The organism is Pseudomonas sp. DCB_AW (assembly GCF_026240895.1).
Classification (GTDB): domain Bacteria; phylum Pseudomonadota; class Gammaproteobacteria; order Pseudomonadales; family Pseudomonadaceae; genus Aquipseudomonas; species Aquipseudomonas kermanshahensis.
This window is the reverse complement of record NZ_JAPFCE010000034.1, coordinates 1-24063: the sequence shown is the minus strand read 5'-3', so window position 1 is coordinate 24063 and position 24063 is coordinate 1. Positions and strand designations below refer to the sequence as shown.

Sequence of the window (24063 nt, the reverse complement as noted above, 5' to 3'; positions counted from 1 at the left end):
GGCAGGCGCCCGCTAGGGCTGCAGGAAATCAGTGACCACGTTGGCGAACGCTTCTGGCTGGTCGAGCATGACGAAGTGGAAGCTGTCGTCAATGCGCGTGAAGTTGATGTGCGGGGTATTGGCATAGGCGTTGCGGAAGGTCGCCTCGACATTGGCCGCGGGGATGCCGTACACCGGGTCATAGGCATAAACGACCTCGACCGGCACCTGGATGCGATCAAGCTCTGGGCGCAGGTCGGTGGTCATCAGTTCGTAAGTGGCTTGGGCCGTGGTCTGCCGATCCGAGCTTGTCGCCGCCGCAAGCAGCACAGGCCGGGCTGCTTGGCTTTTTACCAAGCGGGCAATGGATACACGCTGCAGGGCTTCAGCCTGCTCAGGCGTTGACGCCAGCAGCGAATCGCGGAATGCAGCCGCCTGCGGTTCGGCTGTCTCGCGGGTTGCGAAAGGGTTCATGAGCAGTGTGTAGAAGGGCAGGGCATCGACGACCATCAAGCGCGCGACCTGATCGGGGTGACGCGCGCCGAGCATCAGCGCCACCTCGCCACCCAACGAGTGACCAATGATGACCGGGGCCTTGAGGTGCTGGGTGCGGATGTAGTCAGCGATGGCCTCGGCCGTTGGCGCCACGACTTCTCCACGCGAGTCGGACACCGCAGGTGCGCCGGCGAAACCTGCGACCTGTACCAGGTGAAGGCGGTGGCTGCGCTGCAAGCGGGTGGCCAGATCACGCCACACCTCGCGGGAAGACGCCAAACCTGGGATCAAGATCACATCAGGGCCGCTGCCTTCGACCGTTACCGAAATGCGGTCTTTGTTCACCTGTGTCGGCGTCACGGGCGCCGGCTGGGTGGCCGATGCCGGGGCTGACAGCAGTGTGAACGCGGCGCCGAATGCCGCGAGGAGGGTGCGTGTACGCATGACATTTTCCTTTTGTCCTGTTCGCCGTCCGCTACTGCCAACGGGGTAAAACCGCTGGAGGATACCATCCAGCCTGTCTAATTAGCCTGCGGCAGCTATCTAATTCGAAGCGTCTGTACGGTAGCGCACAGACCGCTTGCGCCATTGCGCACAGGCTTTAACGGTCTGCATCCCAGGTGCAGCGGCTGTGAGGTTTCACTCAAGGCGTAAGGATATGGCGGACAAATACGTTGGAAAAAAAGTTGGGGTGGGTACGGATAATGTGGTCTACGTGATCAACATTTATCAGGATGAGACCGTTGAGCGCTCGCCCAATGGAATGATTCGGCATGAAGGTCCGGTGCATTATGAAATGCAATTCGGTGGGGCCGTGCGGCAGATATCGGAATCCGAATACGAAATCGCTAGCACGGGCGTGAGGGTCAGTGTGCAGGAAGGTGACAGCTAAACAGCACAACCTCACAGGCTGTTTACGCTCGGGGCCATGCCTGCGCGGGCTTCAGGTTAATGAAATCGCGCAGGCATCTCAGCCCGGTCAGGCGGCTCCCTTGGCCTGTTGTTCCAGGTGCACCTGCAAGGTCGGGTCGATTTGCAGAGCGCTGGCCAGTTCATCAAGGTAGGCCCGCTCTGCGGCCTGCTGGTCATCCACCAGCATCACGCTGGCCAGGTACATCTCCGCAGCCATGGCCGGGTCCTGTGCCGACTGTGCCACTTCGGCAGCATCGAGGGGTTTGCTGACTTCGTCATCCAGCCACTGCTGCAGTTGCGGGTCGCTGGTGTGACGTTTGATTTCTGCGTAGATCAACTGTTCTTCTTGCTCGTCGATGCGCCCGTCAGCTTTGGCTGCCGCAATTAGCGCGCGCAATATTGCATGGCTGTGGCCCTCGGCCTCGGGGCCGGACAATTGATCGACAGTACGCATGGCCTGTTGCGGGGCTGCCGCCTGGCTGCGCTGCCAGCTTTGATAGGCCTGGAACGCCATCATGCCCAGCGACGCCAGGGCCGCGTAATTGGTGCCACCCGTGGCGCGCCCCTGGCTAACGCCGCCAGCGCTGCCGCCACCCCGTAACAGGCCGCCCAATAGACCGCCAAGGCCACCGCCGCCACCCGCGGCACTGCCGCCGTTAAGCAAACCACCCAGCAAGCCGCCCAAACCGCCCAGGCCATCTTGCGATGACAGGCCACCGCTGCCTTGTTGCGCTTGCGAGCCTTGCCCGGCCCGGAGTAACTGTTCAAGAAGATCACTGGTGTTCATCGCCCCGCCCTCGGTCGGTAGTCGTTGCCCAGACAAGCAACGATAGCCCCCTCAAGGCGATTCGCCATGACCGTTTGGCCGACGGCTAAGGGTGACATTCTTGAAGCAGCTAGGGAATGCATCCCCGCTCGTGTGGTCTGTACAGGCACTTTGCAAAGGACATGCGCCATGTCGATACGTACTGCACGCTGCTTGCTGCTTCTGCCGTTGTTTGCGGGCTGCCAATATTTACCTCATACCGATTACTTCGTCGCGCCTGAAAACGAGCCGGATCCCGCGTGGGTTCGCGTCGTCAACTTCACGCAGCATGCCACTATTTACCAATACGAAAACGGCGTGCGCTCGGGCGGCGTGATCCGCACCGGTCCGCTGCCGTTCATCAATACACAGGACCAGGGCATGCCCAAAGCCGGGCAGGACTTGACGTTCGACTACTTCGAAACCCGTGTCAGGCCCGGTATCAAAACGCAGGTGGGCATGTTCTGGGAGGGGCCGCGTACGCAATCCTGCATGGTCGTAACTCAGTTCACGCCCCAGGCAGGGCGCTACTATCAGTTCAGGTTGACCTCCGGTTCAGGCGGTATCTGCACGCTGTATCCGACGCTGGTTGAGCGCGACAAAGACGGCGCCGGGTGGCACCTCGTCCCCAACCCGCAAGTGACGTACCCCCACAGCGGGCCAACGGCCAAAACGACTTACAGTAACAGTCGCTTCGAAGACCCCGACTACCACCCCCCTGCGGGTCTGTACCCGGGCATGTAACGGAGTTGAACGAATGACGGAAAAGCCCGTGTACCTGTTCGCCAAGGTGCGGCGACCCTGTGAATATCGTCCCAACGTAACAGCCATCGTGCTGTTTGGTCTTGAGGTCGAAGGAGGGCAGGACCCGCCGGTTTATCTGGAGATTCGCTTCATCGATTACGGCGCTCAACAGGTTGAAGGCGATCACCTAATGCTGTCATTGGCGCAGGCCCTGGAGTCCGCGCGCGCCGATTACGGGATTTTGCCGGCTGATTGGCGTGCGCTGAGCCAGGAAGAGATTGATCGGATTGATGGGTAGCGGGCGATGCTTGTGCTCGTAAGTGAATCGCACGGCCCTGTTATTCCGGCTGCATTCGCCTGTTCCAGCCAAAAGTGTCGGCACAGGGTGCCAGCCATTGCCGTAGTTCTGGATTGCGCGCTAACGCTTCGGGTTCCAGCAAGCGCGCCCCTATATTGGCATGGCGCAGGAAGGTCACCTCGAGGCACTGCTGCAACTGTTCGACCAGCAAGGGGAAGCCCATCAGGTTGTGCAGGCGGGGCCACTTGATCTGCTTGCGGTAGCGCAGTTGCTGCGACTCGATGCGCAGGTCATCGTTGGGGCGCCACTGGACGTTGAAGAGCTTGTCATGACGCGACAGGTCGACCCACCAGCTACCGTTGGCCGGGATGTGCAGATCGAGTTTCAGGCTTTCAGGCCGCAACTTCTTGCGTTTGTAAAACCAGTGCTCGGGCGGCTCATTGCTCAGGTCAATGGAGCAGACGCTGTAGGACACCTCAGGGACATTGAACTGGGTAAACCATTCAGCGATTTCGGGGTGGGTCGGGTGATCGAACATGGTTGGCCTCGTCCTGAGAGAGCGGTCAGACAGTGCGGTAGCTTAATGGCTTGTTGGGTGGGGTGATAGCAGACAGTCACCACCGCCTGCTGTCGACTAACCGGACGTGAACGACCTCCGTCCGAGCCATGTTCTAACTTCTCAGTTGCCAAGGCTTAGGACTGGGTCCATACCAATGACATCTCTGCCAAAGGAGTCACCGCATGTCAAAGCTATATCCAAGTATTGATCCTGAGGGGCTGGTCGAGTATTCGGTGGTCTACACCGACCGCTCGCTCAATCATATGTCGCAGGCATTTCAAGGCGTGATGAAGAACATTTCCAGCACCCTGAAACAGGTCTATAACGCTCAGGCTGTTGCAGTAGTGCCGGGTAGCGGTACATTCGGGATGGAATCGGTAGCGCGGCAGTTTGCCACCGGCCAGCAGTGCCTGGTGATCCGCAACGGTTGGTTCAGTTATCGCTGGAGCCAGATCCTTGAGATGGGCAACATTCCGGCGGCTACCACGGTGCTGAAAGCCCAACCGATCGACACGGGTCGCCAGCCAGCCTACGCGCCCCCGCCTCTGGACGAAGTGTTAGCGGCCATTGAGGCGCACAAACCGCAGATTGTCTTTGCACCACACGTTGAAACGTCATCCGGGATTATCCTGCCCGACGATTACTTGCGGGCCATTGGCGACGCTGTGCATGCAGTGGGGGGGCTGTTCGTTCTGGACTGCATCGCCTCAGGCACGCTTTGGGTTGATATGGACAAGTGCGCAGTCGACCTGCTGATCAGCGCACCGCAGAAAGGTTGGAGCGCCTCCCCTTGCTGCGCGCTGGTGATGCTCAGTGCTTTGGCCCTCGAGCGCATCGAGCAGACGCATAGCAGCAGCTTTGCCTGCGACCTGAAAAAGTGGCTTCAGATCATGCAGGCATACGAACAGGGCGGACATGCTTACCACGCGACCATGCCCAGCGATTCTCTCGCGCGATTCAACGACGTGATGAGCGAGATGCAAGCCTACGGTTTCGACAAGGTGCGCGATGAACAACAGGCGCTGGGCGATCGCGTCCGCGCCATGTTGACCGGCAGAGGCATCAAAAGCGTGGCCGCAGCCGGCTTTCAGGCCCCGGGTGTAGTGGTGAGCTACACCGATGATCCCGACATCAAGAACGGTAAGAAATTTGCAGAACACGGCCTACAGATAGCCGCCGGAGTGCCGTTGCAATGTGATGAGCCGGCCGACTTCCAGACCTTCCGTATCGGTCTGTTCGGGCTCGAAAAACTGCACAATATCGAGCGCACGGTCAGCACTCTTGAACGGGCGCTGGACGAAGTGATGGTGAACTGAGCCCTCCTTTTGGCTGCAGCACGGCTACGGCTGTCAGCTAGGGGTCGAAAGGGGTTACTAGCGAGCGGCTGCAATCGACCCATGGCTGCCGTTGGACTCACCAACATTTATTGTGGGAGCGGGTTTACCCGCGAAGCAGGCAACGCGGAGGATGGCACGGGCTTCGCCCGTGTTCGCGGGTAAACCCGCTCCCACAAAGATCACCTCAGACATGACTGGCTGCTATGGGTCGAAAGCAGCCGGTCGCGACTGACCGCAATCGACCCAAAGCAGACACTGAATAGGGCTGTTGTGGCCTGCCAAAGAACATTCGAGCGCCGCCAGCAGGCAAGCATGCAAACTGGCTTTGCGCTGCGCTCGATGAAACGCTACCCGGTGCCTAGTTCGCGGGCAAGAGGATCACGAAGTTCTTTTTCATGTCTTCCAGCACAGTCCATTTGCCCTTGGCGCCCGGTTCGATAATGAACGTGTCGCCAGCGGCCAGTGTGACGGGGGCGCTGCCCTCAAGCTCGATGACGCAGCGTCCACTCAGGACATGGCAGAACTCCCACACTTTGTAGTCGATGCGCCACGCGCCGGTGCTGGCTTCCCATTCTCCGGAAATGCGGCCTTGCTGTTCATCGTGATAGTACTTGGACGTCAGCGTATGAGGGGTGCCTTCCACGACCTCTTCAAAAAAGGGAAGGTCGCGCACCGGTTGGATATCCAGTTCGCGGAACACGGTCAGTTTGTTGTTCATGGTTTTTTCTCGAGCACGTTGTGGGTAGGGCGATACATCAAATAGGCTTCACCGGTTACGCTCAGCATCGGGTGCGGAACGATCTGGCAGGTTTTAACAATTTGAAAACCGTGACGTTCGTAGAAGCGGCGTGCACCGTGGTTTTCTGCATAATCGATCAGGCATAGCCCATCCAGGCCAGAGTCCTCAGCGCGTTGCTGAGCATGGCGAAGAAACTGGACGCCCAGCCCTTGGCTGCGCCAGGCCTCATCCAGGGCCAGGCTGGATATGTATAAGGTGCCGGGTATTTCCATGTCGGCATAAGGCGCGAGGACCGGGTCTGTCTCGACAGGCCTGTCAGGGGTCTCGCGCAAGGCATAGCTATGCATCATGCCGATGACGCGCCCTTCGAAAATGGCCATCAGGCAGTTCTTATAGGAAAAGTCGCCCTGTTCCCTGGCATAGCGAGATGTGCCGACACTCAGTAATGCTTCCCCGGGTGCGGCAAGCTTGCTCCATATGTAATCGGCCATGCCCTCCGATGTCAGTTGAAAGAAGCGCGCAATATCGTGCGCATCCGAGGCTTGAGCGGGCCTGAAGTCGATAGGCATGTACAGTGCTCCCATGGGATCGGGTGGTTAGTTTTCAAGGATTACGCCTTTGAAAGGGTGGCAGGTTAGGCGGGTTCAACGGTTCCCATCATGCTCTGGGCGAACACCGTCAGCACGGCATGCGACGCTGCCCATGCTCAAAGGCCGGTGGCCGTCTAATGGCTCAGGCCTGGGGAATCGATCGTGCAAATGCCGGAGGGGTGAGGCAAGAAGCGGGGCGCGCTGAGGCCGGACATGTGCGTGCACAAAAGCGTGCTGTAGTCGGTGGTTGATCAGCCCCTTGAGAGTCCCCCTTGGAACCCTGTACCATTGCGAATGATTAGCAGATGCATTCCATTCTGATCATGGACGCGAGGAACGATCGTGTTGCCTTCCCCAGCTATCGCACCTGAAACACGCGAGCGCATCGCCGGTCTTTACCGTGATCATCACCTCTGGTTGCTCAGTTGGCTGCAACGCCGGCATCACTTCGGTGATCATGCGTCTGACGTTGCACAGGACACCTTCCTGCATGCCATTCTGCGCCCGCAGCAGCTTGCTGGATTGCGCCAACCTAGGGCTTGGTTGAGCAGTGTAGCGAAAGGGCTGTTGATCGACCGCTATCGCCGGCAGAAGCTTGAGGCGGCCTATCTACAGGCGTTGGCGCAGTTGCCGGAGGCTGAAGCGCCCTCTGCTGAGCGACAATTGATGCTGTTGCAGACGCTGATGCAGATCGACGCCTTGCTTGACGGCCTTGCACCGAAGGTACGCATGGCGTTTCTGCTGTCGCGCCTGGAGGGCCTCAGCTACCAAGATATCGCAGCCCGCCTGGGGGTCAGCCTGAGCAGCGTAGAGAAGTATATGGCCAAGGCTATTCGTCACTGTTACCAGCTTACACTCGAACCATGACAGACAAGGTGCTCGACCAAGCCATCGACTGGCTGGTGAAACTCGAGTCCTCGCAACATGCTCCGAGCGTGAGTGCAGCGTGCTTGGCTTGGCGCCAGGCGGATCCGACGCATGAGGCGCGCTGGCAAGCCCTGCAAGAGGCTCAAGCCTGTTTCCCGCTCGCGCGCGAGCTACCGTCCGGTGTCGCAATTAGTACGCTGGGTAATCAGGGGCGCCGCACGGCGATCAAGACGCTCGGATTGGGCATTTTTGGCTTGGGCATGGCGGGTGGTGCCCTGCAGCAGTCGCCTTGGCGCCGCAGCTTCGCCGACTACAGCACCAGCACCGGCGAGCGACGCCGCTTCGCACTGGCCGACGGCAGTACGGTGCAACTCGACAGCAGGAGTGCCATGGATGTAAGGCTCGATTCGCGCGGGCGCCGGATCTTACTGCGGGAAGGGCAGGCGTACGTACAAACGGCCCTCGACGCGTTGCAGCGCCCGCTTTGCGTGACGACGGCGCAAGGGCGCTACGAGACAACGAACGCAGCGTTCAACCTTTGCCAAGAAAACGGCTACACACGGTTGACCGTTGACCAAGGCAGCGTTGCTGTTCAGCTTCCGGGCCAGGCGCCAGCGCGAGCGCAAGCCGGGCAACAATGGCGGATCGACAGTGCCGGCTCCCGACTTGTCGAACGGCCGACATTCGAAGGCTCCGCCTGGGTCCGCGGCGTGTTGATCGCCCGGGACATGCCCTTGCAGGCCGTGCTCGATCAACTAGGGCGCCAACGTGCGGGCTGGGTGGGCTGCGACCCGGCCGTGGCCGGGCTGAAGATCTCTGGCGTATTTCAGCTAGACGATACCGACAATGCCCTGCGCACCCTGACCCACACGCTGCCTGTACGCCTGGTCTGGCGTACGTCGCTGTGGGTGCGCATCGTTCCCGCCTGAAAAAAACTGCCGGGTTGTTTACGGGGTTTAGCAGGCTCTTTCGACAAGAAGAAAAAGCCCGCATTTTTCAGGAGCCGCAACTCGATGGATCTGCAATCCCGTTATCGTCCCGCCTTGCTTGCCCAGGCCATCTTCATTGGCACGATGTCGAGCCTCTGCCAAATGGCTCAGGCGCAGCAACCTGCACAGCGCTACGACTTGCCCGCAGCACCGCTGGGCCAGGCGTTAAACCGCTTTGCCGAGCGATCCGGCATCAGCCTGCCGTACACACCGAACATGGTCGAAGGCAAACAGGCACAAGCCGTCAACGGCGAGATGTCTGATGAAATGGCACTTCACTTGCTGCTGGAGGGCACTGGTTTGACAGCAACGCAGGCCGTCGATGGCAACTGGTCCTTACAACCGCTGACGAATGACGGCGGACCTGCATTGGAACTGGGCAGTACCCTCATCGAAGGCCAGGGCATGGGCATGATGACCGAGAATACCGGCTCATACACCACCGAGAAGGTCAGTATCGGCTCCAAGACCCCGACAAGCCTGCGGCAGACACCACAATCGGTGTCGGTGATCACCAACCAGGTCATCGAAGAACAGCGTATGACCGACCTTGCCGATGCCATGAAGATTACCCCCGGCATCACGGTGAAGAACAACAACTTCCGCCTTTCGGACTTCTATTCGCGCGGCTTCAAGGTGGAGAACATCCAGATTGACGGTGCTGCACCGATGGCCCTGGGGACCACGTCAGGCAGCTTCTACTCGAACAAGAACTACGACATGGTCGAGTTCGACCACGTTGAAGTGCTGCGTGGCTCGTCCGCCCTGTTCGGTGGCACCGGTGACCCGGGCGGCATGATCAACCTGGTGCGCAAGCGACCGCTGGACACCTATCAACTCAAGGTCGACATGTCGGCTGGCAGCTGGGACAACTACCGCACCCAGTTCGACGTCACCGGGCCGTTGGGCATCGATGGCAAGCTGCGTGGTCGCCTGGTCGCCGCCTACACCGACCGTCAGTACATGCTCGACGACCGTGCCACTGAAAAGCCGATCGTATATGGCATTCTGGAGGCCGACATCACGCCAGACACCATGCTGACCGTCGGCGGCCGCTCTGAGCGCATTCACGAGACCGGCTCCGGCACTGGCCTGCCGCGCTACAGCACCGGTGCCGACCTGGGCCTATCGCGCAGCACCAGCCTGACCGAGAACTGGGCCTATCTGGATGGCCGCTCTCAGGAAGTGTTCGCCAAGGTCGACCACACATTCAACGACGACTGGAAAGCCAACGTCACCTACACCCAAACACTGGACTCGGGTTTCAGCAAGAGTGCATTCAACTTCGGCTCGGTCAACCCGGTCACCCTTGATGGCCCGGCCTGGAGCGGCAACGTCAACCAATACCGCAGCGACCAGAAGCTTTGGGATGCCAACATCGCCGGCAAATTCCGGGCATTCGACCTGCAGCATGAATTTCTCATGGGCATCGACTACCAGAAAATCACCAGCCAATGGGAAGGCACCCTGCAGTCGTCCGGGTCCGGCGGCCCGATCAACGTGTTCAACCCAAGCTCTACACCGTGGGTGATGCCGCCGACCAACAAGGACTTCTACCGTGACTATAACCCCAACACTCAAACCCAATACGGCTTGTACTCGACACTTCGTCTGCAACTGGCTGACCCGCTGCACCTGATCGTCGGCGCCCGAGCCCAGCGTTATAAGTTCGAGCAGTTGTACCGCGCCCGCAGCAATGGTGTTTGGACCGTCGAGTCGGACATCGACACACGTGAACCCACCAAGCTGGTGCCCTATGGCGGTCTGGTTTACGACCTGAATGACGAGTGGTCGACCTACGTCAGCTATTCCGAGATCTACAAACCACAGCAGAACAAGCTGCAGGGCCCGCTGCCAGGCAGCTCGATCGAGGCGATGAAGGGCAAGACCTACGAAACCGGGATCAAGGGCGAGCTGTTCAATGGCGCAGTGAATGCTTCGTTTGCGCTGTACTACACCAAGCGAAACAACGAGGCGGTGGTCGATCCGGCCTACCAGCTCACCAACGTGCTGTTCGGTGGCAACTGCTGCTACCTTACTCAGGGCGAAGTGGTCAGCAAGGGCATCGACATGGAGCTGACCGGTGAGATCCTGCCGGACTGGAACGTGCTGGCCGGCTACACCTACAACAACAACCGCAACCGCCAGGACAACACGGCGTTCAGCAGTATCACCCCCAAGCACCAGTTCAAGCTGTGGAGCACCTACCAGATGCCGGGCCAGTTCCATGACTTCAAGGTCGGTGGTGGCGTGACCGTGCAGAGTGCCAACCTAGTCAGCGGGACCGCCAGTGTGATCGACAGCGCCGGTAACGTGTTGCGCAACGAAGCCTATGACTACCGTCAGGGTGGTTACGCGGTGTGGAATGCGTTGGTCGAGTACAGGATCGATGATCACTGGACCTTGGCCTACAACGCCAACAACATCTTCGACAAGACCTACTACGCAACGTTAGGCTCTTCGGCGTCGGGTAACTGGTATGGCGACGAGCGCAATCACATGCTGACTCTCCGTGGCACATTCTGGTAAGTGGTAACTGATTTTCAGGAAGCGCTTTAGGGGGGATTCAAAGCCCCCCAACTGGCCGCTTGGGTTCGATTGCAGCCATTCGCCAGTGACCGCTATCGACCCAAACCTGCCATCCACTGCTGTTCAGTACAGGTCTGCAATCTCGCCGCACATCACATGGCTGCGGCGAGACCAGGCCACGTCAGTTTTCGTACCGTAGCGTAACAGCGAAGTTACGCGGCTCACCGTAATAGTTGCCCAGGTTCGAGTTAAAGACGGCAGCGTAATAATGCTTGTCAAACACGTTGTTCAGGTTCAGTTGTGCACTCAGGTTCTTGTTGATCTGGTAATTGGCGTTCAGATCGACCAGGCTGTACGCACCTTGCTCCACGTTGCCCAGGTAGACTTTGCTCTGATGATAGAGGCTGCCGCCCACGCGCCAGTTGTCCAATTCGCCGGGCAAACGGTAGTTGGTGGCCAGTTTGACTAATCGGCGCGGGGAGGTTTCGGTGGCGTAGTCGGTACCTTTGCGGGTTCCGCCGACATATTCAGGGTGACTGTAGGTGTAGCCGAGCACGGCGTTCCAACCGGGGAGAATCTCGCCAGAAGCCTCTACTTCAAAACCTCGGTTGCGCACCTTGCCGCCTTCCTCGTAGCACGTTGAGCTATGCCCTGGCCCGCAAATACGGTCTGCGCCAGCGACCGCCTGAGGTAAATGGCTTTGGTCAACCTGAAATACCGCCACCGACGTATTGAGCAGCCCGTCGTAGAACTCGTTCTTTAGGCCGATTTCGTAGTTGCTGCCGGTGATAGGGTTGAGCAGTGTGTTGTTGATGTCGTAGTTGCTTTGAACCTGATAAATCTCGGTGTAGCTGGCGTAAACCGAGGCATTGTCAGTCAGGTCATACACGACGCCCGCATAAGGAATGACTTTTCCGTTTTCCTTGAAACGGTCGTCATAGTCAGCAGACGCGTAGTCAACCCAGCTGAAACGGCTGCCCACTATCACATGCAGGTCGTCGCTGGGGTTCAACCGGGTGGCGGCATAAAGCCCTTTGTCCTTGCGTACGTTGCGGTACTGGATGCGTTCGTAGCTATAGGTGGGCGCGACTACGTGCGAAGGGGCGAAACCCAGAATATCGACGACGCTTGGGTTGTTGTTGTAACGCGACTCGTTGATGAACCGGTCTTTGCGTGCGTTAGCGCCAAACACCAGTTCGTGGCGCTGGCCGAGCAGGTAGAAAGCGCCGTTCAGCGCGGCATCAAGGCTGATTTGTTCGTCGTCGTATGTTGTGTCGTTGGTGGACAGGCGGAACTGGTCGTTACCAATATTGTTGCCGTAGAGCCCGAGGAAATCGGCATTCGACCACATCAGGTTAGTATTGACGGTGAGTTTCCAGTCATCGTTGAACGCATGCTTGATGTCAGCGAATACCGTGCGATTGATTTTGTTCAGGTGGGCCCAGCTTGGCGCAAAGGACGCTGAGCGCGACAGTGGATAGAAGCTGCCATCGAGTTGAGTGGGCAAGCCGCCCCAGTCATAACCGCCGTGATAATCCTTTTGAAAGACGGTGCCGAGAGTCACGGTCGTATCTTCACTCACGTCGGCTTCGCCAATGGCGTAGAACAGCTGGTTCTCTTTGTCGGCACGGTCTACGAAACTATTGCCGGCGTTGTATAACAGTACGGTCCTGCCACGCAGCGTGCCCTGTTCGTTCAACGGCCCGCTTACGTCGATCTGACTATGATAATTATCCCAGGAGCCGCCGCCGATTTCTGCTTTGAGCTTATAGGTATCCGTTGGCCGCTTGCGCACCAGGTTGATGGCCGCCGAGGGGTTTCCCGCACCCTGCATCAAGCCGTTTGCGCCGCGAACAAACTCTACCCGGTCGTAGATGGCCATGTTGTTAACAGAGGTCACGTCCATCGAGTAGCTTTCGGAAATGCTGGTCGGTACGCCGTCGTATTGCAGGTCGTTGACCTGGAAGCCGCGGGAGAAATAGCGTGAGCGTTCGGTACCAAAATCCTTGGTGGTGTTGATTCCCGTCGCAGCCCTGGCAACGTCTTCCAGGGATTGCATGTTTTGATCGTCCATTTGCTGACGCGTGACGACGCTGACCGACTGCGGCGTTTCGCGCAGCGAGAGATTCATCCGCGTCGCTGTGTTGGTGCTACCTGTCGTGTAGGACCTCGACCCCTCGGTGATGGCGCCCAGCCCCGAGCCTGTCACGTTGGTCACGCCCAGTTGCAATGAGCCCGACGGTGCAGCCGGCAGTACCACATAGCTGTTATCCCCACCGGCAACTGCCTGCAATCCAGACCCGCTCAGCAACACAGAAAAGCCCTGATCGATACTGTAGCGGCCGTTGATGCCCCGGCTCTGCTTGCCTTCGGTCAGGCCGTTGTCGAACGACAAGACAACGCCTGCTTTGGTGGCAAAGCTGTTCAGCACAGTGCCAAGAGACCCGGCTTCGATAGCAAATTCCTGCTGGTGCAGGGTACGGGCTGGTACCTGGCTTTCAGCCGCGCGAGTAAGTGCTGGAGTGGCCATCAACAACGATGCACCCATTAGGGCAAGGCATAGCGCGCTTGGGGTGTTCAACGTGGCGGTGCAGAAGCCTGGAAGGGGATGCTGCATGCTTTCTCCTGATGCGATTGTTGGCATTTTATGAGGTGTCTGCAAAAGGAGTCGCGCTGCCGAGCGTAAAGTGACAACGCGTTATGAAATTTTTTTTTGCCTGTTTTTTGGCCCAAAAGTCGATTGCCCTCAGGCCACCATTTCACTATATTGAGATTAATTCTTATTCTCTGCTTGGCTTCGACATGCCGTCTGGCAACCCTATCGCGACGCTCTACAACGACCATCAACCCTGGCTTATCAGCTGGCTGCGCAAGCGTACCGGGTGTTCGCAGGCGGCGGCAGACTTCGCCCAGGACACCTTTCTTCGCGTGCTGCTCGCCGAGCGCCGTGAACCCCAGGCGGCCACGCTCAATGAGCCACGGCATTTTCTGGTAACCATCGCCAAGCGGGTAATGATCGACAGTTTTCGCCGTCAGTCGGTGGAGCGTGCCTACCTCGAAGTGCTCGCCGCGCAGCCTGAGTCGTTCGAGATTTCTGCCGAGGAACAGCTGTCCTTGCTCCAGACACTGCTGGAGCTGGATCGCATGCTTGACGGCCTGGGCGTGAAGGCGAAAACGGCGTTCCTGATGTCGCAAGTGCAAGGGCTGACCTACCCTCAAATCGCGGAACAATTACAGGTGTCCGCCAGCTCAGTGACCAAATATATGGCCCGAGCCACCGAACGCTGCCTCTTGTATCTCTTGGACAATCCCTGGTGACCAAGGACGCCCAGCGCCAAGCGCTTCGCCACGCTGCGCAGTGGTTCGCGCACCTGTCCGCGAACCCTGACGACCCGGCGCTGCGCGCACAGTGGCAACGCTGGCACTGCCGAAGTGCGGAGCATGAGTGGGCATGGCAGCAGTTGACCGAATTGCAGGCGCGCCTTGGCAGCATGCCGCAGCAGTTGGCCTGGGCGGTCATGGAAAAGTCCACGTTACGCGAGAGCGGGCCGAATCGCCGCACCCTTCTCAAAGGGCTGTTGCTCGGCGCCGGCGCGAGTTCATTGGCATGGCAAGGCTATGACGTTGCGCCAAAATGGATGGCCGATCTCAAAACCCGCACCGGAGAACAGCGCCAAGAGGCGCTTGCTGACGGCACCTTGCTGGTGTTGGATACCGATACCGCGCTGGATGTAATGTTCAATGCCAGCACGCGCTTGCTGATCCTTCGGGCCGGTGAGATCCACGTAACCACCGGCAAGGACTCCCGTCCGTTCCTGGTGCGCAGTGCCCAGGGGGAGCTGCGCGCATTGGGCACTCGTTTCGCCGTGCGCCAGTTAGACGGGCTGACGCGTCTTAGCGTCTACCAGCATGCCGTTGCGGTACGCCCTGAGCAGGCCACCGATGAGGTCGTGATCGAGGAAGGGCAATCGGTGACGTTTGATCGTCAGCGACTGTTGGGCACGCAGGCGTTGAAAACAGCCGAAGAGGCCTGGGCCCAGGGGCGGCTGGTAGTGGAAGGCTGGAGGCTGGACCTACTGATCAATGAGTTGCAGCGCTATTGCCCCGGCTATCTTGGCTGCGCGCCCGAGGTCAGCCATTTGCGGGTGTCGGGCTCGTATTCGCTTGGTAATATCGAGCTGACATTGAACACGATTGCCCGCTCGTTACCCATCCGAATCCAGCAACTTACCCGTTACTGGACGCGCATCCTGCCGGTTTGATGATTCGTCCACTTTTGGCCCCGACGCTTTTCCCGGCTCATTGTCAAACGCAGGGGCTTACGCTTTAATTCCAATTTGCCATTCACCCAATCGGCGATCTTGATGCCTTATCCGTCTGACCTTTCACACGACATCAGTACGATTGCCAAGATCGAGGCCGTCCCGCTTATTCTCAATATGGTGAAGCATGTTACCGGCATGCGCTTTGCGGCAATTGCGCGTGTCACCGAGACAAAATGGGTGGCTTGCGCTGTCGATGATTCTATTGATTTTGGGCTCATACCTGGCGGTGAGTTGGTGCTGGAAACGACGATTTGCCACGAAATTCGTCAGCACCGCAAACCCGTTATATTCAGGAATGCCAGTGAGCATCCGGTGTACTCAACCCACCACACCCCTCAGACATACGGCTTAGAAAGCTACGTCTCCATTCCTATCACCAGGACAAACGGAGACTTCTTCGGAACGCTCTGTGCTATCGATGAGGTTCCGGCCCATTTTGATGAAGAGGCGGTGTGCAAAACGCTAACGCTTTTCGCCCAGTTAATAGCTGTTCAACTCGACGTTTTGGCGGACCTTGAGACCAAAACGATTGAACTGGCCAATGCAGCTGAGACCGGCACTGTCCGGGAGCAGTTCATTGCCGTACTGGGGCATGACCTCCGTTCGCCACTGTGCGCTATCAGAATGAGCGCCGATCTACTGGAGGCTAAGCTTCCCGCCGGTCGCGAGCAGCAGCTTGCCACTGCAATACGACAAAGCTCGCAGCGGATGAATAACTTGATTGAAGATGTCCTGGATTTTTCTCGAGGAAAGCTGGGGGGAGGCATTCCGGTCAAACGGACGTTAGTGGACAACCTGGGTGACGTTTTTAGTGCCGTCATCAATGAAATCATGACGAGTCATCCCAACGTCAACATCCGTCAAGAGGTGATCATTTCACCTGGGGTCTTCTGTGATGCTGGGAGAATGGGGCAGTTGCTTTCAAACCTCTTGGGCAATGCAGTGGCTCATGGGGCGCGTGATCTTCCGATAGAGGTGACCGCAAGCATGCAAGAAAATCATATAGTGCTGTCAGTGATGAACCATGGCCCAGAAATCCCCGACGTTTTGTTACCGCTACTGTTCCAGCCGTTCAAAAGGTCGGCAGCCGGTGGCCGCGGGGAGGGGCTGGGGCTCGGTTTGTATATCGCATCCCAGATCGTAACGGGTCACAACGGGACGTTATCAGTAACCTCTACGCCTGAGGCCGGCACGCGCTTCGTAGCGAGGTTCCCTGGCACTTTGGAGTGGACGAAGAGGACTAGATGTAGTCCGTGGGCGTTGTTGGCAGCGACTATCATCCTCCCAAAGCGGCATTAAATCCTTCGCTGTCAGTAGAAAAAATACTATGAACGGACATACCTTGTTGCCTCCCCTTAACGCGCTCAGGGTATTCGAGGTGGTTGCCCGTCATCTGAATTTTCGGCTGGCTGCCGACGAGCTAGGTGTCACTCAGGCCGCTGTGGCACAGCAGATACGAGGGCTTGAGACGAGCCTGGAGTTGAAGTTGTTTGAGCGGTTGCCGAGAGGGCTGAGCTTAACGGAACCCGGGAGGGGCTACAGCTTGGCAATTCGTGAGGCATTCGCCTTGATCACTACGGCCACGCAAGCCCTCAAACCAGTGGGGCTGGAGCTGACGGTCAGCGTCACGCCTACTTTTGCGGCAAAGTGGCTAATCCCTCGGCTGTCCTCGTTCTCAGTTGCGCACCCTCAGATCGATCTGCAAGTACTTGCCACTGACCGCATTTCGCAATTTCGGCCTGGTGGAACTGACATCGCTGTCCGCTACGGACGTGCACCTTTCGAGAACATGCTCAATGCCGAGCTTTTTCTGACTGAACGTATAGTTGCGGTAGCTAGCCCGGTATTGCTTGAACAACTGGGTCGGCCAGAGAGCGTGGAAAAACTGCAGGAATACACCCTGCTGCATGACGCTCACAGTTTCTGGCCTGAGTTCATAGATCAGGCCTTCCAGAGCCCCATCCGCCAACCCTCTAAAAATGTGCGGTTCAACCAAACGGTACTTGCGATCGAGGCTGCAGCAGCAGGACAAGGGCTGGCATTGGCCAGCTACCACTTCGTCAAAGCAGACCTAGAGGCAGGAAGGTTAGCGCTGGCGATGGCGCATCAAATGAGCTTGGACAAAGCCTATTATCTGGTCTGGCCGCGAAATGCTCACCAGCCGGCGGCCCTGGAAACCGTCCGAACGTGGCTACTTGAACAGGCGAGGCTATAGATTATCTACTGGCAGGAAGAAGGGTTGTTGTCTCTCTGAGACGTGCTGAGCGGTGCTAGTCTCATTTCACCAACAACCCGTCAACGCCTCACTTAGGGGGATGTATGTCAGTAGAAAAAGTAGCAATTGTCACTGCCGGTGGTAGCGGCATGGGAGCGGCGGCAGCACGTAGATTGGCTGCCGACGGCTTCAAGGTCGGTATTCTCTCTTCGTCTGGCAAAGGCGAGGCCCTGGCGCAAGAGCTAGGCGGTATTGGTGTAACCGGCAGTAACCAGTCAAATGAAGACCTGCAGCGCCTAGTCGACGCAGTCATTCAGAAATGGGGCCGTATCGATGTGTTGGTTAACAGCGCCGGCCATGGTCCGCGGGCACCCATTCTTGAAATCAGCGACGAAGACTGGCACCAGGGTATGGAGACCTACCTGCTCAACGTCATTCGCCCGGCGCGGCTGGTGACCCCGTACATGCAGCGCCAGAAAGGCGGTGCAATCATCAACATTTCTACTGCATGGGCGTTCGAACCAAGCGAACTCTTCCCTACCTCGGCAGTGTTCCGTGCCGGTTTGGCGTCGTTCAGCAAAATCTATGCGGACAAGTACGCCGCTGACAACATTCGCATTAATAACGTGCTGCCTGGTTGGATCGACAGTCTCCCTGCTACCGAACAGCGTCGAGAAGGTGTGCCGCTTAAACGCTATGGCACCAGTGAGGAGATTGCCGCCACTGTCGCCTTCCTGGCGAGCGAAGGGGCAGCCTACATTACTGGCCAGAATATCAAGGTCGATGGCGGCGTTACACGCAGCGTCTGAGTGCCTCCGGGCCGCACGCAGTACGCGGCCCTTTTTCATTTTGGGCGATTGCCATGCTTGATCTGATATTGGCTGAGGTATGGTCAAATTTAGCTATACCGGTTGGCGGTAGTCCAAATCCCTTTCGCTTGATGCAACTGGCCACCGTCAACGCTGAAGGGCAACCTAAGGTAAGCACCGTTGTCTTGCGCCATGCGGATGAGTCTACGAAGTCGATCATCTTTTATGTGGACAAGCGGTCGGCGAAGCTCGCAGAGATACTGGCCGAACCTAGAGTCGGTATTACCGCCGTCGACCCGTCTGGCAAGCGTCAGCTTCGGCTTGAAGGCCTAGGTAAACCTGTGTCTGATGTGTCGCTGCTTGCCAAGCACTGGGAGCAGGCACGTGGAAGAACTCAAGCGCTCTTTCGCCATGGGCGCATACCCGGCGAGTCGATTTCTTCACCTTCTGTAGCCTATGAAACGCACAGGGAGGGTTTCAAAAATTTCGCTGTACTGGCTGTCCACCTACGACAAATAGAGTGGCTTGATCTTACCCAGGATATCCACCAACGGGCACGCTTCATTTTGCAAGGCGAGCATTGGCAGGCGGGTTGGATCGCGCCCTAAGACAGGATCAATTTTAATGAGCAACGAAGGGCAGGAACCGGCCAGAAACGGTCGGTTCAAGACACTCGCGCCACTAACGTGATCAGCAGCCCGAAATCGTTTACTAAGTGGAAGGGGCGGATGCTTTACCGCCCAAGCGAATCAGTTCATTGGAGAAGCACAGGCCGACGATGATCAGTGCCGCTCCCGCGTACAGGCTTTGGGGCGGCACTTCGTTAAGCGCTACAAATGCCAGCAGCGCGGCGAACAGTGGCTCCGTCAGCTCCAGTGCCTGCACTTGGGATGGCTTCAGGTACTCGATGGCTTTGGTGGTGCAGAAGAAGCCGAGGATTGTCGGCAGTGTGGCCAGCGCCAGCAGCGCCGCGATCGCCAGCGGCGACAACTCGCCGATCGCGAAACCATCGGCGGCAGCTGGCATCAGCAGATACAGGCTGCCAAAGAACAACAACTGACGGGTGAAGTGCAGCCCTCCCGATACTCCCATACGCTTCATGGCAACCGAAAAAGCCCCATAGCCGGAGCCGGCAATGGAGGCGAGCGCAGCACCTTGCAGGCTAAAGCCCTGCTGCAGGTCGCCACCGAAGATCACCGAAATCCCAGCGATAGCCAATGCGGCGCCTAGGGTAGCGTTCGCAGTGATGGCATCCTTGAGAAAAATGCGCCCTAGGATGATCGACGAAATTGAGGCACTGGCCATCAGCACTACTACCACACCTGCCGCAGCGTAGTGTCTATAGGCGGACGTTTCGAAATGGAACAGCACAAAGATGCCAAGGAATGCACAGATAGCAGCCTGAACCCATTGGGTCGACACCGCAGGGCGCTTGAGGAAAAACAGTAAGATCGAAAGAAGCATGCACCCCAGTACGGTCTTGATCACAGCGACACTGCTGGCGGTGAAGCCATTACTCATGAGTACTTTGCTGAGTACACCGATTGTTGCGTTCAGTGCTGCAGCGGAAAGTGCAAATATGACGCCTTTGCCGAAAGTTGATTGCATGGCTGGCGATCCCTGTCGCTGAGTTGTCGTTCGATAGAATTCCGCCAGTATCGACGGCATAAATGTTGAGGAGGAGAAGTCAGGTGCCTAGCCTTTGGCGATGCAATAGGAATTGACGAACGCTGCCGTGTGCTGCAATGACTGACGGATATCCGGTTTGGCAATTTTATGCCGTTTTGCAAATTGCTCGACCGCCGTTGTATCAAAACGCGTGGTCTGGATAAAGTCCAAGGCTTCGGGTTTTGTGTGCAAGAACGACGCGACGGGGGGAATAGCCAATAGCAGCTTCAACAATCGGAGGGGAATGTGATGCTTGGGAGACTTTAAGCCCAACGGTTGTGCAACCTGCATCAGGAGTTCTCGCAAGTTTGGGGTGTGGTCATCAAGTGCCAGCAATTCCTGGCCTACCATGGCAGGGTCAAACGCACAAACTGCCACCAGCTCAGCCAGATAATCGACGGTGACCAGTGGCAGCCAGTGCTTGGCGGTACCGGGTACAGCAGTGAGCTTTCCCTGCACAAGGTTGCGTATCAGCGCCACCAGTGGCTGCCCCTCAAGAATATGCCCCGTGCTGCTGTGGCCACAGACCGTCGCAGGGTGGACAACGGTAATCTCCCCACCCTTGGCAGACATGAGCGCCAGGGTCGCAAAATGCGCCTCCAGCTTGCTGCCCTCGTAACCACCCACACGTCGATAGACGGCAGACCAGTTCGTCAACTCCGGACTACGAGGATCAATTCCGATGCGTTGCAGGTGTTTATGATTTTTCAGCATGAAGCCGCCGATCATGACTAAACGGCTTTTTTGCTCTGCCGCCAGAAGCGTCACGCGCTTTGCCCCTTCCACATTTACCGCACGGGAATGCTCCACTGACAGCCCCCATGCGAAGTGGGCGCCTAGATGGAATATGACGCTGGCGTGCCTTAGCACCTCCCGGTCAGCAGGACTCAGCCCGAGGTTGTCCCGTTCCAAATCGCCCGCTACGGCAAACACCCGGCTGGCGCACCCGCCCAAATTAGCGACGTGCTCGCGCAGTGCAGCCAATTGCTCTGGGCGACGCATCAACACCCTGATGGTGTGACCTTTTGCACTCAAGTTCGCCACCAAATGTTGGCCAACAAAGCCCGTTCCGCCTGTAACAAAGCACTCCACGCTCATTTCCCTGTTCCTTGTTGAAGGTGAGAAACAAAGCGTAAACTATCGACCCAACTCTAGGGTCAAGCGGTATTGTCATGAAAATCGGCGAACTCGAGGCGCGCAGCGGCGCCAGCCGCCATACGCTGCGTTACTACGAGCAACTTGGCCTGATCTCACCGCTGCGGCAAACCAACAACTATCGCGTTTACACCGAGCAAACGCTGCACGATCTGGACTTTATCCAGCGCGCGCAAAGCATGGGGTTTTCCCTTGGGGAAATTGGCGAGATTCTGGATGCGCAGCGGAACCAGCTGATTGACTGTGCTGACGGCGCCAGGCTAATTGAAAAAAAGATGGCAGAGATCAAGCAGAAGATCGCCAACCTGCAAAGCATTTATCGGTACCTGGATGAAGAGCGTGCAAACCTTGAGGCCAGTGCTGCCAAGCAACTTGAACTTCAGCAGATGAACAACGCCGCAAACTGAACTGTCAGCCCGGGAAACGGAAACTGCAGCCCACGTCGCTCGTGAACGACCGCAATGGGTCGTAGCAGACGGTCATGACTGGCCGCAATCGACCCAAGGCGGACACTGATCCAAAGCTCTGTTGTCAGTGCAGGCCTCATCGCCGGCAAGCCGGCTCTCACCGGAATATCACCAGCCTTCAGGCATGCGCTGTACCTGTGGGAGCCGCGCTTGCCGGCGATGGGCCGCGAAGCGGCCCCGGTTACAGATGTCCGCTTGCCCAGAAATCCCCGACGTTTTGTTACCGCTACTGTTTCAACCGTTTTGTGTAGCCATTTGTCGAATCCGATCAATGGGTATTGATCGGATTCATATTTGGGAGAGCGTGCACCTGTCATTCGACTTCAACCACCTGTTGCTCGTGCTGACCGTCTACGTAAGAGGTGCGGACAGCCCAGGCCCTAGCAACATGCGAATCATGGGGGTGGCCATGCATCAAGGGCGGCGCCCAGTCTTTGGCGCCTGAGTCGCGAATGTACCAGCGGGTTAGAAACCTTCGAGAACGATCTTGCCTTTGGCTTTGCAGCTCTCGATCAGAGCATGGGCGCGCTTCAGGTTGTCCGAGCTGATTTTGCCGAAGTGTTCCCCGATGGTGGTCTGGATCACGCCGTTATCGACCAGCACCGAAATTCTGTTCAGCAACTCATGCTGTTTGATCATGTCTGCAGTGTGATAAAGCGATCGCGTGAACATGAGTTCCCAGTGCAGCGAAAGCGATTTGCGCTTGAGCGGCATGACATCCAGTTGTGCGGGGTCATCGATCAGCGCCAGTTTGCCTTGTGGGCGAAGCACTTCAACGAGCTGCGGCAGGTAGGTATCGGTATGGGTCAGGCTGATGACGTAGTCGACCGGGTTGAGTTTCAGGTTTTCGAGTTGCAGTGGGATTGAGGCGGAGTGATCAATCACATGGTGGGCGCCCAGTTCTTGCACCCAAGACTGGGTCTCTGGCCGCGACGCTGTACCGATGACGGTCAGTTGAGTCAGTTTGCGAGCCAGCTGAACCAGTATCGAGCCAACGCCGCCACCGGCGCCGATCACCAGCAGGCTTTGGCCTTCACCCCCGTTTTCCTGCACGCCCAGTCGGTCGAACAGCAGCTCCCAGGCAGTGATGGAGGTCAGCGGCAAAGCTGCGGCACTGGCATTGTCCAAGCTACGCGGCTTGTGGCCGACGATGCGCTCATCGACCAGGTGAAATTCGCTGTAGCTGCCCGGGCGATCGATTGCGCCGGCGTAAAATACTTCGTCACCCACGTTGAACAGTGACACATCACTGCCCACTTCACGGACGATGCCGACGGTATCCCAACCCAGCACCTGAACCGCTTGGCTGGAACTGCGAGCTCGTACCTTCGTATCTACCGGGTTCACTGCAATAGCCTTAACCTCGACAAGCAGATCGCGAGCTCCAGGCGTGGGCGTGGGCAGGTCTGTTTCGAACAGGGAACGAGCATCGTGAATGGGCAAACCAGCTTCTTGGAAAACTATGGCTTTCATGTGACGTTGTCCTTTACAGGTCAGAGAGTGATGCCAGGCTAACGCCCTTTGTGTACCTCAAAAACTAGCTAATCCGAGGAAGACTTTCGCCACGCTCAAGTTGTTTGATCAAACGCCGTAACGCGGTGCGAGTGTGTTGCTGGAAAGATGCCCGAACAGCGCTTTGCGGCTGCTTTCGTAGCGCTCGAAATGCTGCAGGTCGTGCATGGAAGGGATGGAGATCAGAACGCTGTTGTCGAAATCTTGAAGAGCGCCATCCACCAGGTCGCTGGCTGACATCACGATGTTGGGATCAAGGTTTTCGACAGGCAGCCCCCCGATTTCCCAGAAGTCGGTCGCTGTGGCGCCTGGCAGCACCGCTTGAACCCTGACGCCATGTTCTGCCAGCTCCTTGTGCAGCGACTGAGTGAAGGCCGTTACGTAGGCTTTGCTTGCGCCGTACACACCATTCAGTAATTCGGGGGCCAGGCTGACGATGGAGGAAATATTGATGACTGCGCCCTGTTTGCGAGCGACGAAGCCCGGAGCAGCGGCGTAGGTGAGCCGTGTCAGTGCGGTGACGTTGAGCGTGATCATCTCGGCCATGCGCTCGACATCGCTTTCCATCAAGCTGGTGTGGGTGCCGATGCCGGCGTTATTAACCAACAGGTTGATGCTGGCGTCTTCGCGCAATTTGCGCTCGACGCGGGCCAAGTCCGCTGAGCTGGCCAGGTCCGCCTGGAAGACTTCCACACTCTGCTGGGTCTCGTTGGTGATACGGCTGGCGAGGGCATTGAGGCGATCACGATTGCGGGCGACCAGAACCAGGTCGTAGCCACGTTGAGCCAGGCGTTCGGCGTAGATCGCGCCGATGCCGGAAGATGCGCCTGTGATCAGGGCAGTGCCTTTGTATTCCTGAGTCATGGTCCAGCTCCGTTGATTGGGTGTGGAGCCATGATGCAGAGAAATTGATATGTCTTAAACGACGCATATGGTCATGATTTAAGACATCAAGTCGCCCGCGCGTGCTGCTTCGATGGCGGCGTTCAGTGCCAGCAGGTTGGTTTGCTCGGCAATGCTGTGGATCACCCCCACCACGCCGTTGATCTTCTGGCTGTCCTCGGCCAGT

Annotated in this window: 24 protein-coding genes and 1 pseudogene; 14 read left to right on the top strand and 11 right to left on the bottom strand. The window is 57.8% G+C overall.

The genetic code is table 11. The annotated features are described in order from the left end of the window. Positions 1–12 precede the first annotated feature (12 nt). Entirely contained in the window at positions 13–918 is a 906-nt protein-coding gene (locus tag OO306_RS18075; protein ID WP_265969511.1) for an alpha/beta fold hydrolase, read from the bottom strand. A 214-nt stretch (positions 919–1132) separates the two neighbouring features. On the opposite strand from OO306_RS18075, the gene OO306_RS18070 reads away from it, so the two are divergent. After that, positions 1133–1366, top strand: a complete 234-nt coding sequence (locus OO306_RS18070; protein ID WP_099429733.1) for a hypothetical protein — start codon at positions 1133–1135, stop codon at positions 1364–1366. Positions 1367–1453: 87 nt separating this feature from the next. On the opposite strand, the gene OO306_RS18065 is transcribed toward OO306_RS18070, so the two are convergent. Then, positions 1454–2173: a tellurite resistance TerB family protein gene (locus tag OO306_RS18065; RefSeq protein WP_099429732.1), complete on the bottom strand. Its 720-nt coding sequence runs from the start codon at positions 2171–2173 to the stop codon at positions 1454–1456. Positions 2174–2341: 168 nt separating this feature from the next. On the opposite strand from OO306_RS18065, the gene OO306_RS18060 reads away from it, so the two are divergent. Both OO306_RS18060 and OO306_RS18055 read left to right on the top strand, forming a co-directional pair. Continuing rightward, entirely contained in the window at positions 2342–2935 is a 594-nt protein-coding gene (locus OO306_RS18060) for a hypothetical protein (RefSeq protein WP_265969510.1), read from the top strand. A 13-nt stretch (positions 2936–2948) separates the two neighbouring features. Further along, a complete protein-coding gene (locus OO306_RS18055; protein WP_265969509.1) occupies positions 2949–3233 on the top strand; it encodes a hypothetical protein in 285 nt (94 codons plus the stop codon). 40 nt (positions 3234–3273) lie between these two features. Here the strand turns inward: OO306_RS18055 and OO306_RS18050 are convergent, their stop codons facing one another. Then, positions 3274–3771 carry a hypothetical protein gene (locus OO306_RS18050; protein ID WP_099429729.1) on the bottom strand — a complete coding sequence of 166 codons (498 nt, stop codon included), beginning with the start codon at positions 3769–3771 and terminating at the stop codon, positions 3274–3276. Positions 3772–3974: 203 nt separating this feature from the next. On the opposite strand from OO306_RS18050, the gene OO306_RS18045 reads away from it, so the two are divergent. Further along, the gene (locus OO306_RS18045) at positions 3975–5108 is read left to right on the top strand and encodes an aminotransferase class V-fold PLP-dependent enzyme (protein ID WP_265969508.1); all 1134 of its coding nucleotides are present in this window, start codon (positions 3975–3977) and stop codon (positions 5106–5108) included. A gap of 379 nt (positions 5109–5487) precedes the next feature. On the opposite strand, the gene OO306_RS18040 is transcribed toward OO306_RS18045, so the two are convergent. Together OO306_RS18040 and OO306_RS18035 are read right to left on the bottom strand one after the other, a co-directional pair. Next, positions 5488–5847, bottom strand: a complete 360-nt coding sequence (locus tag OO306_RS18040) for a cupin domain-containing protein (protein WP_265969507.1) — start codon at positions 5845–5847, stop codon at positions 5488–5490. Further along, the gene (locus OO306_RS18035) at positions 5844–6437 is read right to left on the bottom strand and encodes a GNAT family N-acetyltransferase (RefSeq protein WP_265969506.1); all 594 of its coding nucleotides are present in this window, start codon (positions 6435–6437) and stop codon (positions 5844–5846) included. The genes OO306_RS18040 and OO306_RS18035 overlap by 4 nt, the downstream gene beginning before the upstream one ends. A 366-nt stretch (positions 6438–6803) precedes the next feature. Between OO306_RS18035 and OO306_RS18030 the strand changes: the two genes are divergently transcribed. The 3 genes from OO306_RS18030 (at position 6804) to OO306_RS18020 (ending at position 10843) form a co-directional block, all read left to right on the top strand. Further along, positions 6804–7325 (top strand): sigma-70 family RNA polymerase sigma factor, encoded by a 522-nt coding sequence (locus OO306_RS18030; protein WP_265969532.1) that lies wholly within the window; start codon positions 6804–6806, stop codon positions 7323–7325. Then, entirely contained in the window at positions 7322–8254 is a 933-nt protein-coding gene (locus OO306_RS18025; protein WP_265969505.1) for a FecR family protein, read from the top strand. The genes OO306_RS18030 and OO306_RS18025 overlap by 4 nt, the downstream gene beginning before the upstream one ends. Before the next feature lie 84 nt (positions 8255–8338). Continuing rightward, positions 8339–10843 carry a TonB-dependent receptor gene (locus tag OO306_RS18020; RefSeq protein WP_265969504.1) on the top strand — a complete coding sequence of 835 codons (2505 nt, stop codon included), beginning with the start codon at positions 8339–8341 and terminating at the stop codon, positions 10841–10843. Positions 10844–11024: 181 nt separating this feature from the next. Here OO306_RS18020 and OO306_RS18015 read toward each other — a convergent pair whose 3' ends face one another. Then, positions 11025–13460: a TonB-dependent receptor gene (locus OO306_RS18015; protein ID WP_265969503.1), complete on the bottom strand. Its 2436-nt coding sequence runs from the start codon at positions 13458–13460 to the stop codon at positions 11025–11027. A gap of 185 nt (positions 13461–13645) precedes the next feature. Here OO306_RS18015 and OO306_RS18010 point away from each other — a divergent pair, with 185 nt between their 5' ends. The 6 genes from OO306_RS18010 (at position 13646) to OO306_RS17985 (ending at position 18800) form a co-directional block, all read left to right on the top strand. After that, the gene (locus OO306_RS18010) at positions 13646–14161 is read left to right on the top strand and encodes a sigma-70 family RNA polymerase sigma factor (protein ID WP_265969531.1); all 516 of its coding nucleotides are present in this window, start codon (positions 13646–13648) and stop codon (positions 14159–14161) included. Beyond that, a complete protein-coding gene (locus OO306_RS18005; protein WP_027596291.1) occupies positions 14158–15105 on the top strand; it encodes a FecR domain-containing protein in 948 nt (315 codons plus the stop codon). Before OO306_RS18010 ends, OO306_RS18005 begins: the two co-directional genes overlap by 4 nt. A 102-nt stretch (positions 15106–15207) precedes the next feature. Next, positions 15208–16467, top strand: a complete 1260-nt coding sequence (locus OO306_RS18000; protein ID WP_265969502.1) for a GAF domain-containing sensor histidine kinase — start codon at positions 15208–15210, stop codon at positions 16465–16467. A gap of 28 nt (positions 16468–16495) precedes the next feature. Further along, positions 16496–17383, top strand: a complete 888-nt coding sequence (locus OO306_RS17995; RefSeq protein WP_265969501.1) for a LysR substrate-binding domain-containing protein — start codon at positions 16496–16498, stop codon at positions 17381–17383. A 104-nt stretch (positions 17384–17487) separates the two neighbouring features. Then, positions 17488–18192, top strand: coding sequence for an SDR family oxidoreductase (locus tag OO306_RS17990; RefSeq protein ID WP_027596294.1), 705 nt, complete (start codon positions 17488–17490; stop codon positions 18190–18192). A gap of 53 nt (positions 18193–18245) precedes the next feature. Beyond that, positions 18246–18800: a pyridoxamine 5'-phosphate oxidase family protein gene (locus tag OO306_RS17985; RefSeq protein WP_099429717.1), complete on the top strand. Its 555-nt coding sequence runs from the start codon at positions 18246–18248 to the stop codon at positions 18798–18800. A gap of 103 nt (positions 18801–18903) precedes the next feature. On the opposite strand, the gene OO306_RS17980 is transcribed toward OO306_RS17985, so the two are convergent. Both OO306_RS17980 and OO306_RS17975 read right to left on the bottom strand, forming a co-directional pair. Next, positions 18904–19800, bottom strand: a complete 897-nt coding sequence (locus OO306_RS17980) for a DMT family transporter (RefSeq protein ID WP_265969500.1) — start codon at positions 19798–19800, stop codon at positions 18904–18906. Between the two features lie 87 nt (positions 19801–19887). Then, positions 19888–20958, bottom strand: a complete 1071-nt coding sequence (locus OO306_RS17975) for an SDR family oxidoreductase (RefSeq protein ID WP_265969499.1) — start codon at positions 20956–20958, stop codon at positions 19888–19890. 74 nt (positions 20959–21032) lie between these two features. Here OO306_RS17975 and OO306_RS17970 point away from each other — a divergent pair, with 74 nt between their 5' ends. After that, on the top strand, positions 21033–21422 hold the full coding sequence (locus OO306_RS17970; RefSeq protein WP_099429712.1) for a MerR family transcriptional regulator: 390 nt from the start codon (positions 21033–21035) through the stop codon (positions 21420–21422). A gap of 525 nt (positions 21423–21947) precedes the next feature. On the opposite strand, the gene OO306_RS17965 is transcribed toward OO306_RS17970, so the two are convergent. The 3 genes and pseudogenes from OO306_RS17965 to OO306_RS17955 form a co-directional block, all read right to left on the bottom strand. Beyond that, positions 21948–22955, bottom strand: coding sequence for a zinc-binding alcohol dehydrogenase family protein (locus tag OO306_RS17965; RefSeq protein WP_265969498.1), 1008 nt, complete (start codon positions 22953–22955; stop codon positions 21948–21950). Between the two features lie 108 nt (positions 22956–23063). Next, positions 23064–23858, bottom strand: coding sequence for an SDR family oxidoreductase (locus tag OO306_RS17960; RefSeq protein ID WP_265969497.1), 795 nt, complete (start codon positions 23856–23858; stop codon positions 23064–23066). Positions 23859–23948: 90 nt separating this feature from the next. Further along, positions 23949–24063 (bottom strand): annotated as a pseudogene (locus OO306_RS17955) (methyl-accepting chemotaxis protein); the annotation flags it as partial.

Excerpts from the sequence above, each read along its gene's own strand:
- OO306_RS18050 (WP_099429729.1), bottom strand. The coding sequence starts at position 3,771 with ATGTTCGATCACCCGACCCACCCCGAAATCGCTGAATGGTTTACCCAG.
- OO306_RS18025 (WP_265969505.1), top strand. The coding sequence starts at position 7,322 with ATGACAGACAAGGTGCTCGACCAAGCCATCGACTGGCTGGTGAAACTC.
- OO306_RS17990 (WP_027596294.1), top strand. The coding sequence starts at position 17,488 with ATGTCAGTAGAAAAAGTAGCAATTGTCACTGCCGGTGGTAGCGGCATG.
- OO306_RS18055 (WP_265969509.1), top strand. The coding sequence starts at position 2,949 with ATGACGGAAAAGCCCGTGTACCTGTTCGCCAAGGTGCGGCGACCCTGT.
- OO306_RS18000 (WP_265969502.1), top strand. The coding sequence starts at position 15,208 with ATGCCTTATCCGTCTGACCTTTCACACGACATCAGTACGATTGCCAAG.
- OO306_RS17980 (WP_265969500.1), bottom strand. The coding sequence starts at position 19,800 with ATGCAATCAACTTTCGGCAAAGGCGTCATATTTGCACTTTCCGCTGCA.
- OO306_RS17965 (WP_265969498.1), bottom strand. The coding sequence starts at position 22,955 with ATGAAAGCCATAGTTTTCCAAGAAGCTGGTTTGCCCATTCACGATGCT.
- OO306_RS18020 (WP_265969504.1), top strand. The coding sequence starts at position 8,339 with ATGGATCTGCAATCCCGTTATCGTCCCGCCTTGCTTGCCCAGGCCATC.
- OO306_RS18015 (WP_265969503.1), bottom strand. The coding sequence starts at position 13,460 with ATGCAGCATCCCCTTCCAGGCTTCTGCACCGCCACGTTGAACACCCCA.
- OO306_RS18060 (WP_265969510.1), top strand. The coding sequence starts at position 2,342 with ATGTCGATACGTACTGCACGCTGCTTGCTGCTTCTGCCGTTGTTTGCG.
- OO306_RS18040 (WP_265969507.1), bottom strand. The coding sequence starts at position 5,847 with ATGAACAACAAACTGACCGTGTTCCGCGAACTGGATATCCAACCGGTG.
- OO306_RS18065 (WP_099429732.1), bottom strand. The coding sequence starts at position 2,173 with ATGAACACCAGTGATCTTCTTGAACAGTTACTCCGGGCCGGGCAAGGC.
- OO306_RS17995 (WP_265969501.1), top strand. The coding sequence starts at position 16,496 with ATGAACGGACATACCTTGTTGCCTCCCCTTAACGCGCTCAGGGTATTC.
- OO306_RS17985 (WP_099429717.1), top strand. The coding sequence starts at position 18,246 with ATGCTTGATCTGATATTGGCTGAGGTATGGTCAAATTTAGCTATACCG.
- OO306_RS17975 (WP_265969499.1), bottom strand. The coding sequence starts at position 20,958 with ATGAGCGTGGAGTGCTTTGTTACAGGCGGAACGGGCTTTGTTGGCCAA.
- OO306_RS17970 (WP_099429712.1), top strand. The coding sequence starts at position 21,033 with ATGAAAATCGGCGAACTCGAGGCGCGCAGCGGCGCCAGCCGCCATACG.
- OO306_RS18075 (WP_265969511.1), bottom strand. The coding sequence starts at position 918 with ATGCGTACACGCACCCTCCTCGCGGCATTCGGCGCCGCGTTCACACTG.
- OO306_RS18035 (WP_265969506.1), bottom strand. The coding sequence starts at position 6,437 with ATGCCTATCGACTTCAGGCCCGCTCAAGCCTCGGATGCGCACGATATT.
- OO306_RS18070 (WP_099429733.1), top strand. The coding sequence starts at position 1,133 with ATGGCGGACAAATACGTTGGAAAAAAAGTTGGGGTGGGTACGGATAAT.
- OO306_RS17960 (WP_265969497.1), bottom strand. The coding sequence starts at position 23,858 with ATGACTCAGGAATACAAAGGCACTGCCCTGATCACAGGCGCATCTTCC.
- OO306_RS18010 (WP_265969531.1), top strand. The coding sequence starts at position 13,646 with ATGCCGTCTGGCAACCCTATCGCGACGCTCTACAACGACCATCAACCC.
- OO306_RS18045 (WP_265969508.1), top strand. The coding sequence starts at position 3,975 with ATGTCAAAGCTATATCCAAGTATTGATCCTGAGGGGCTGGTCGAGTAT.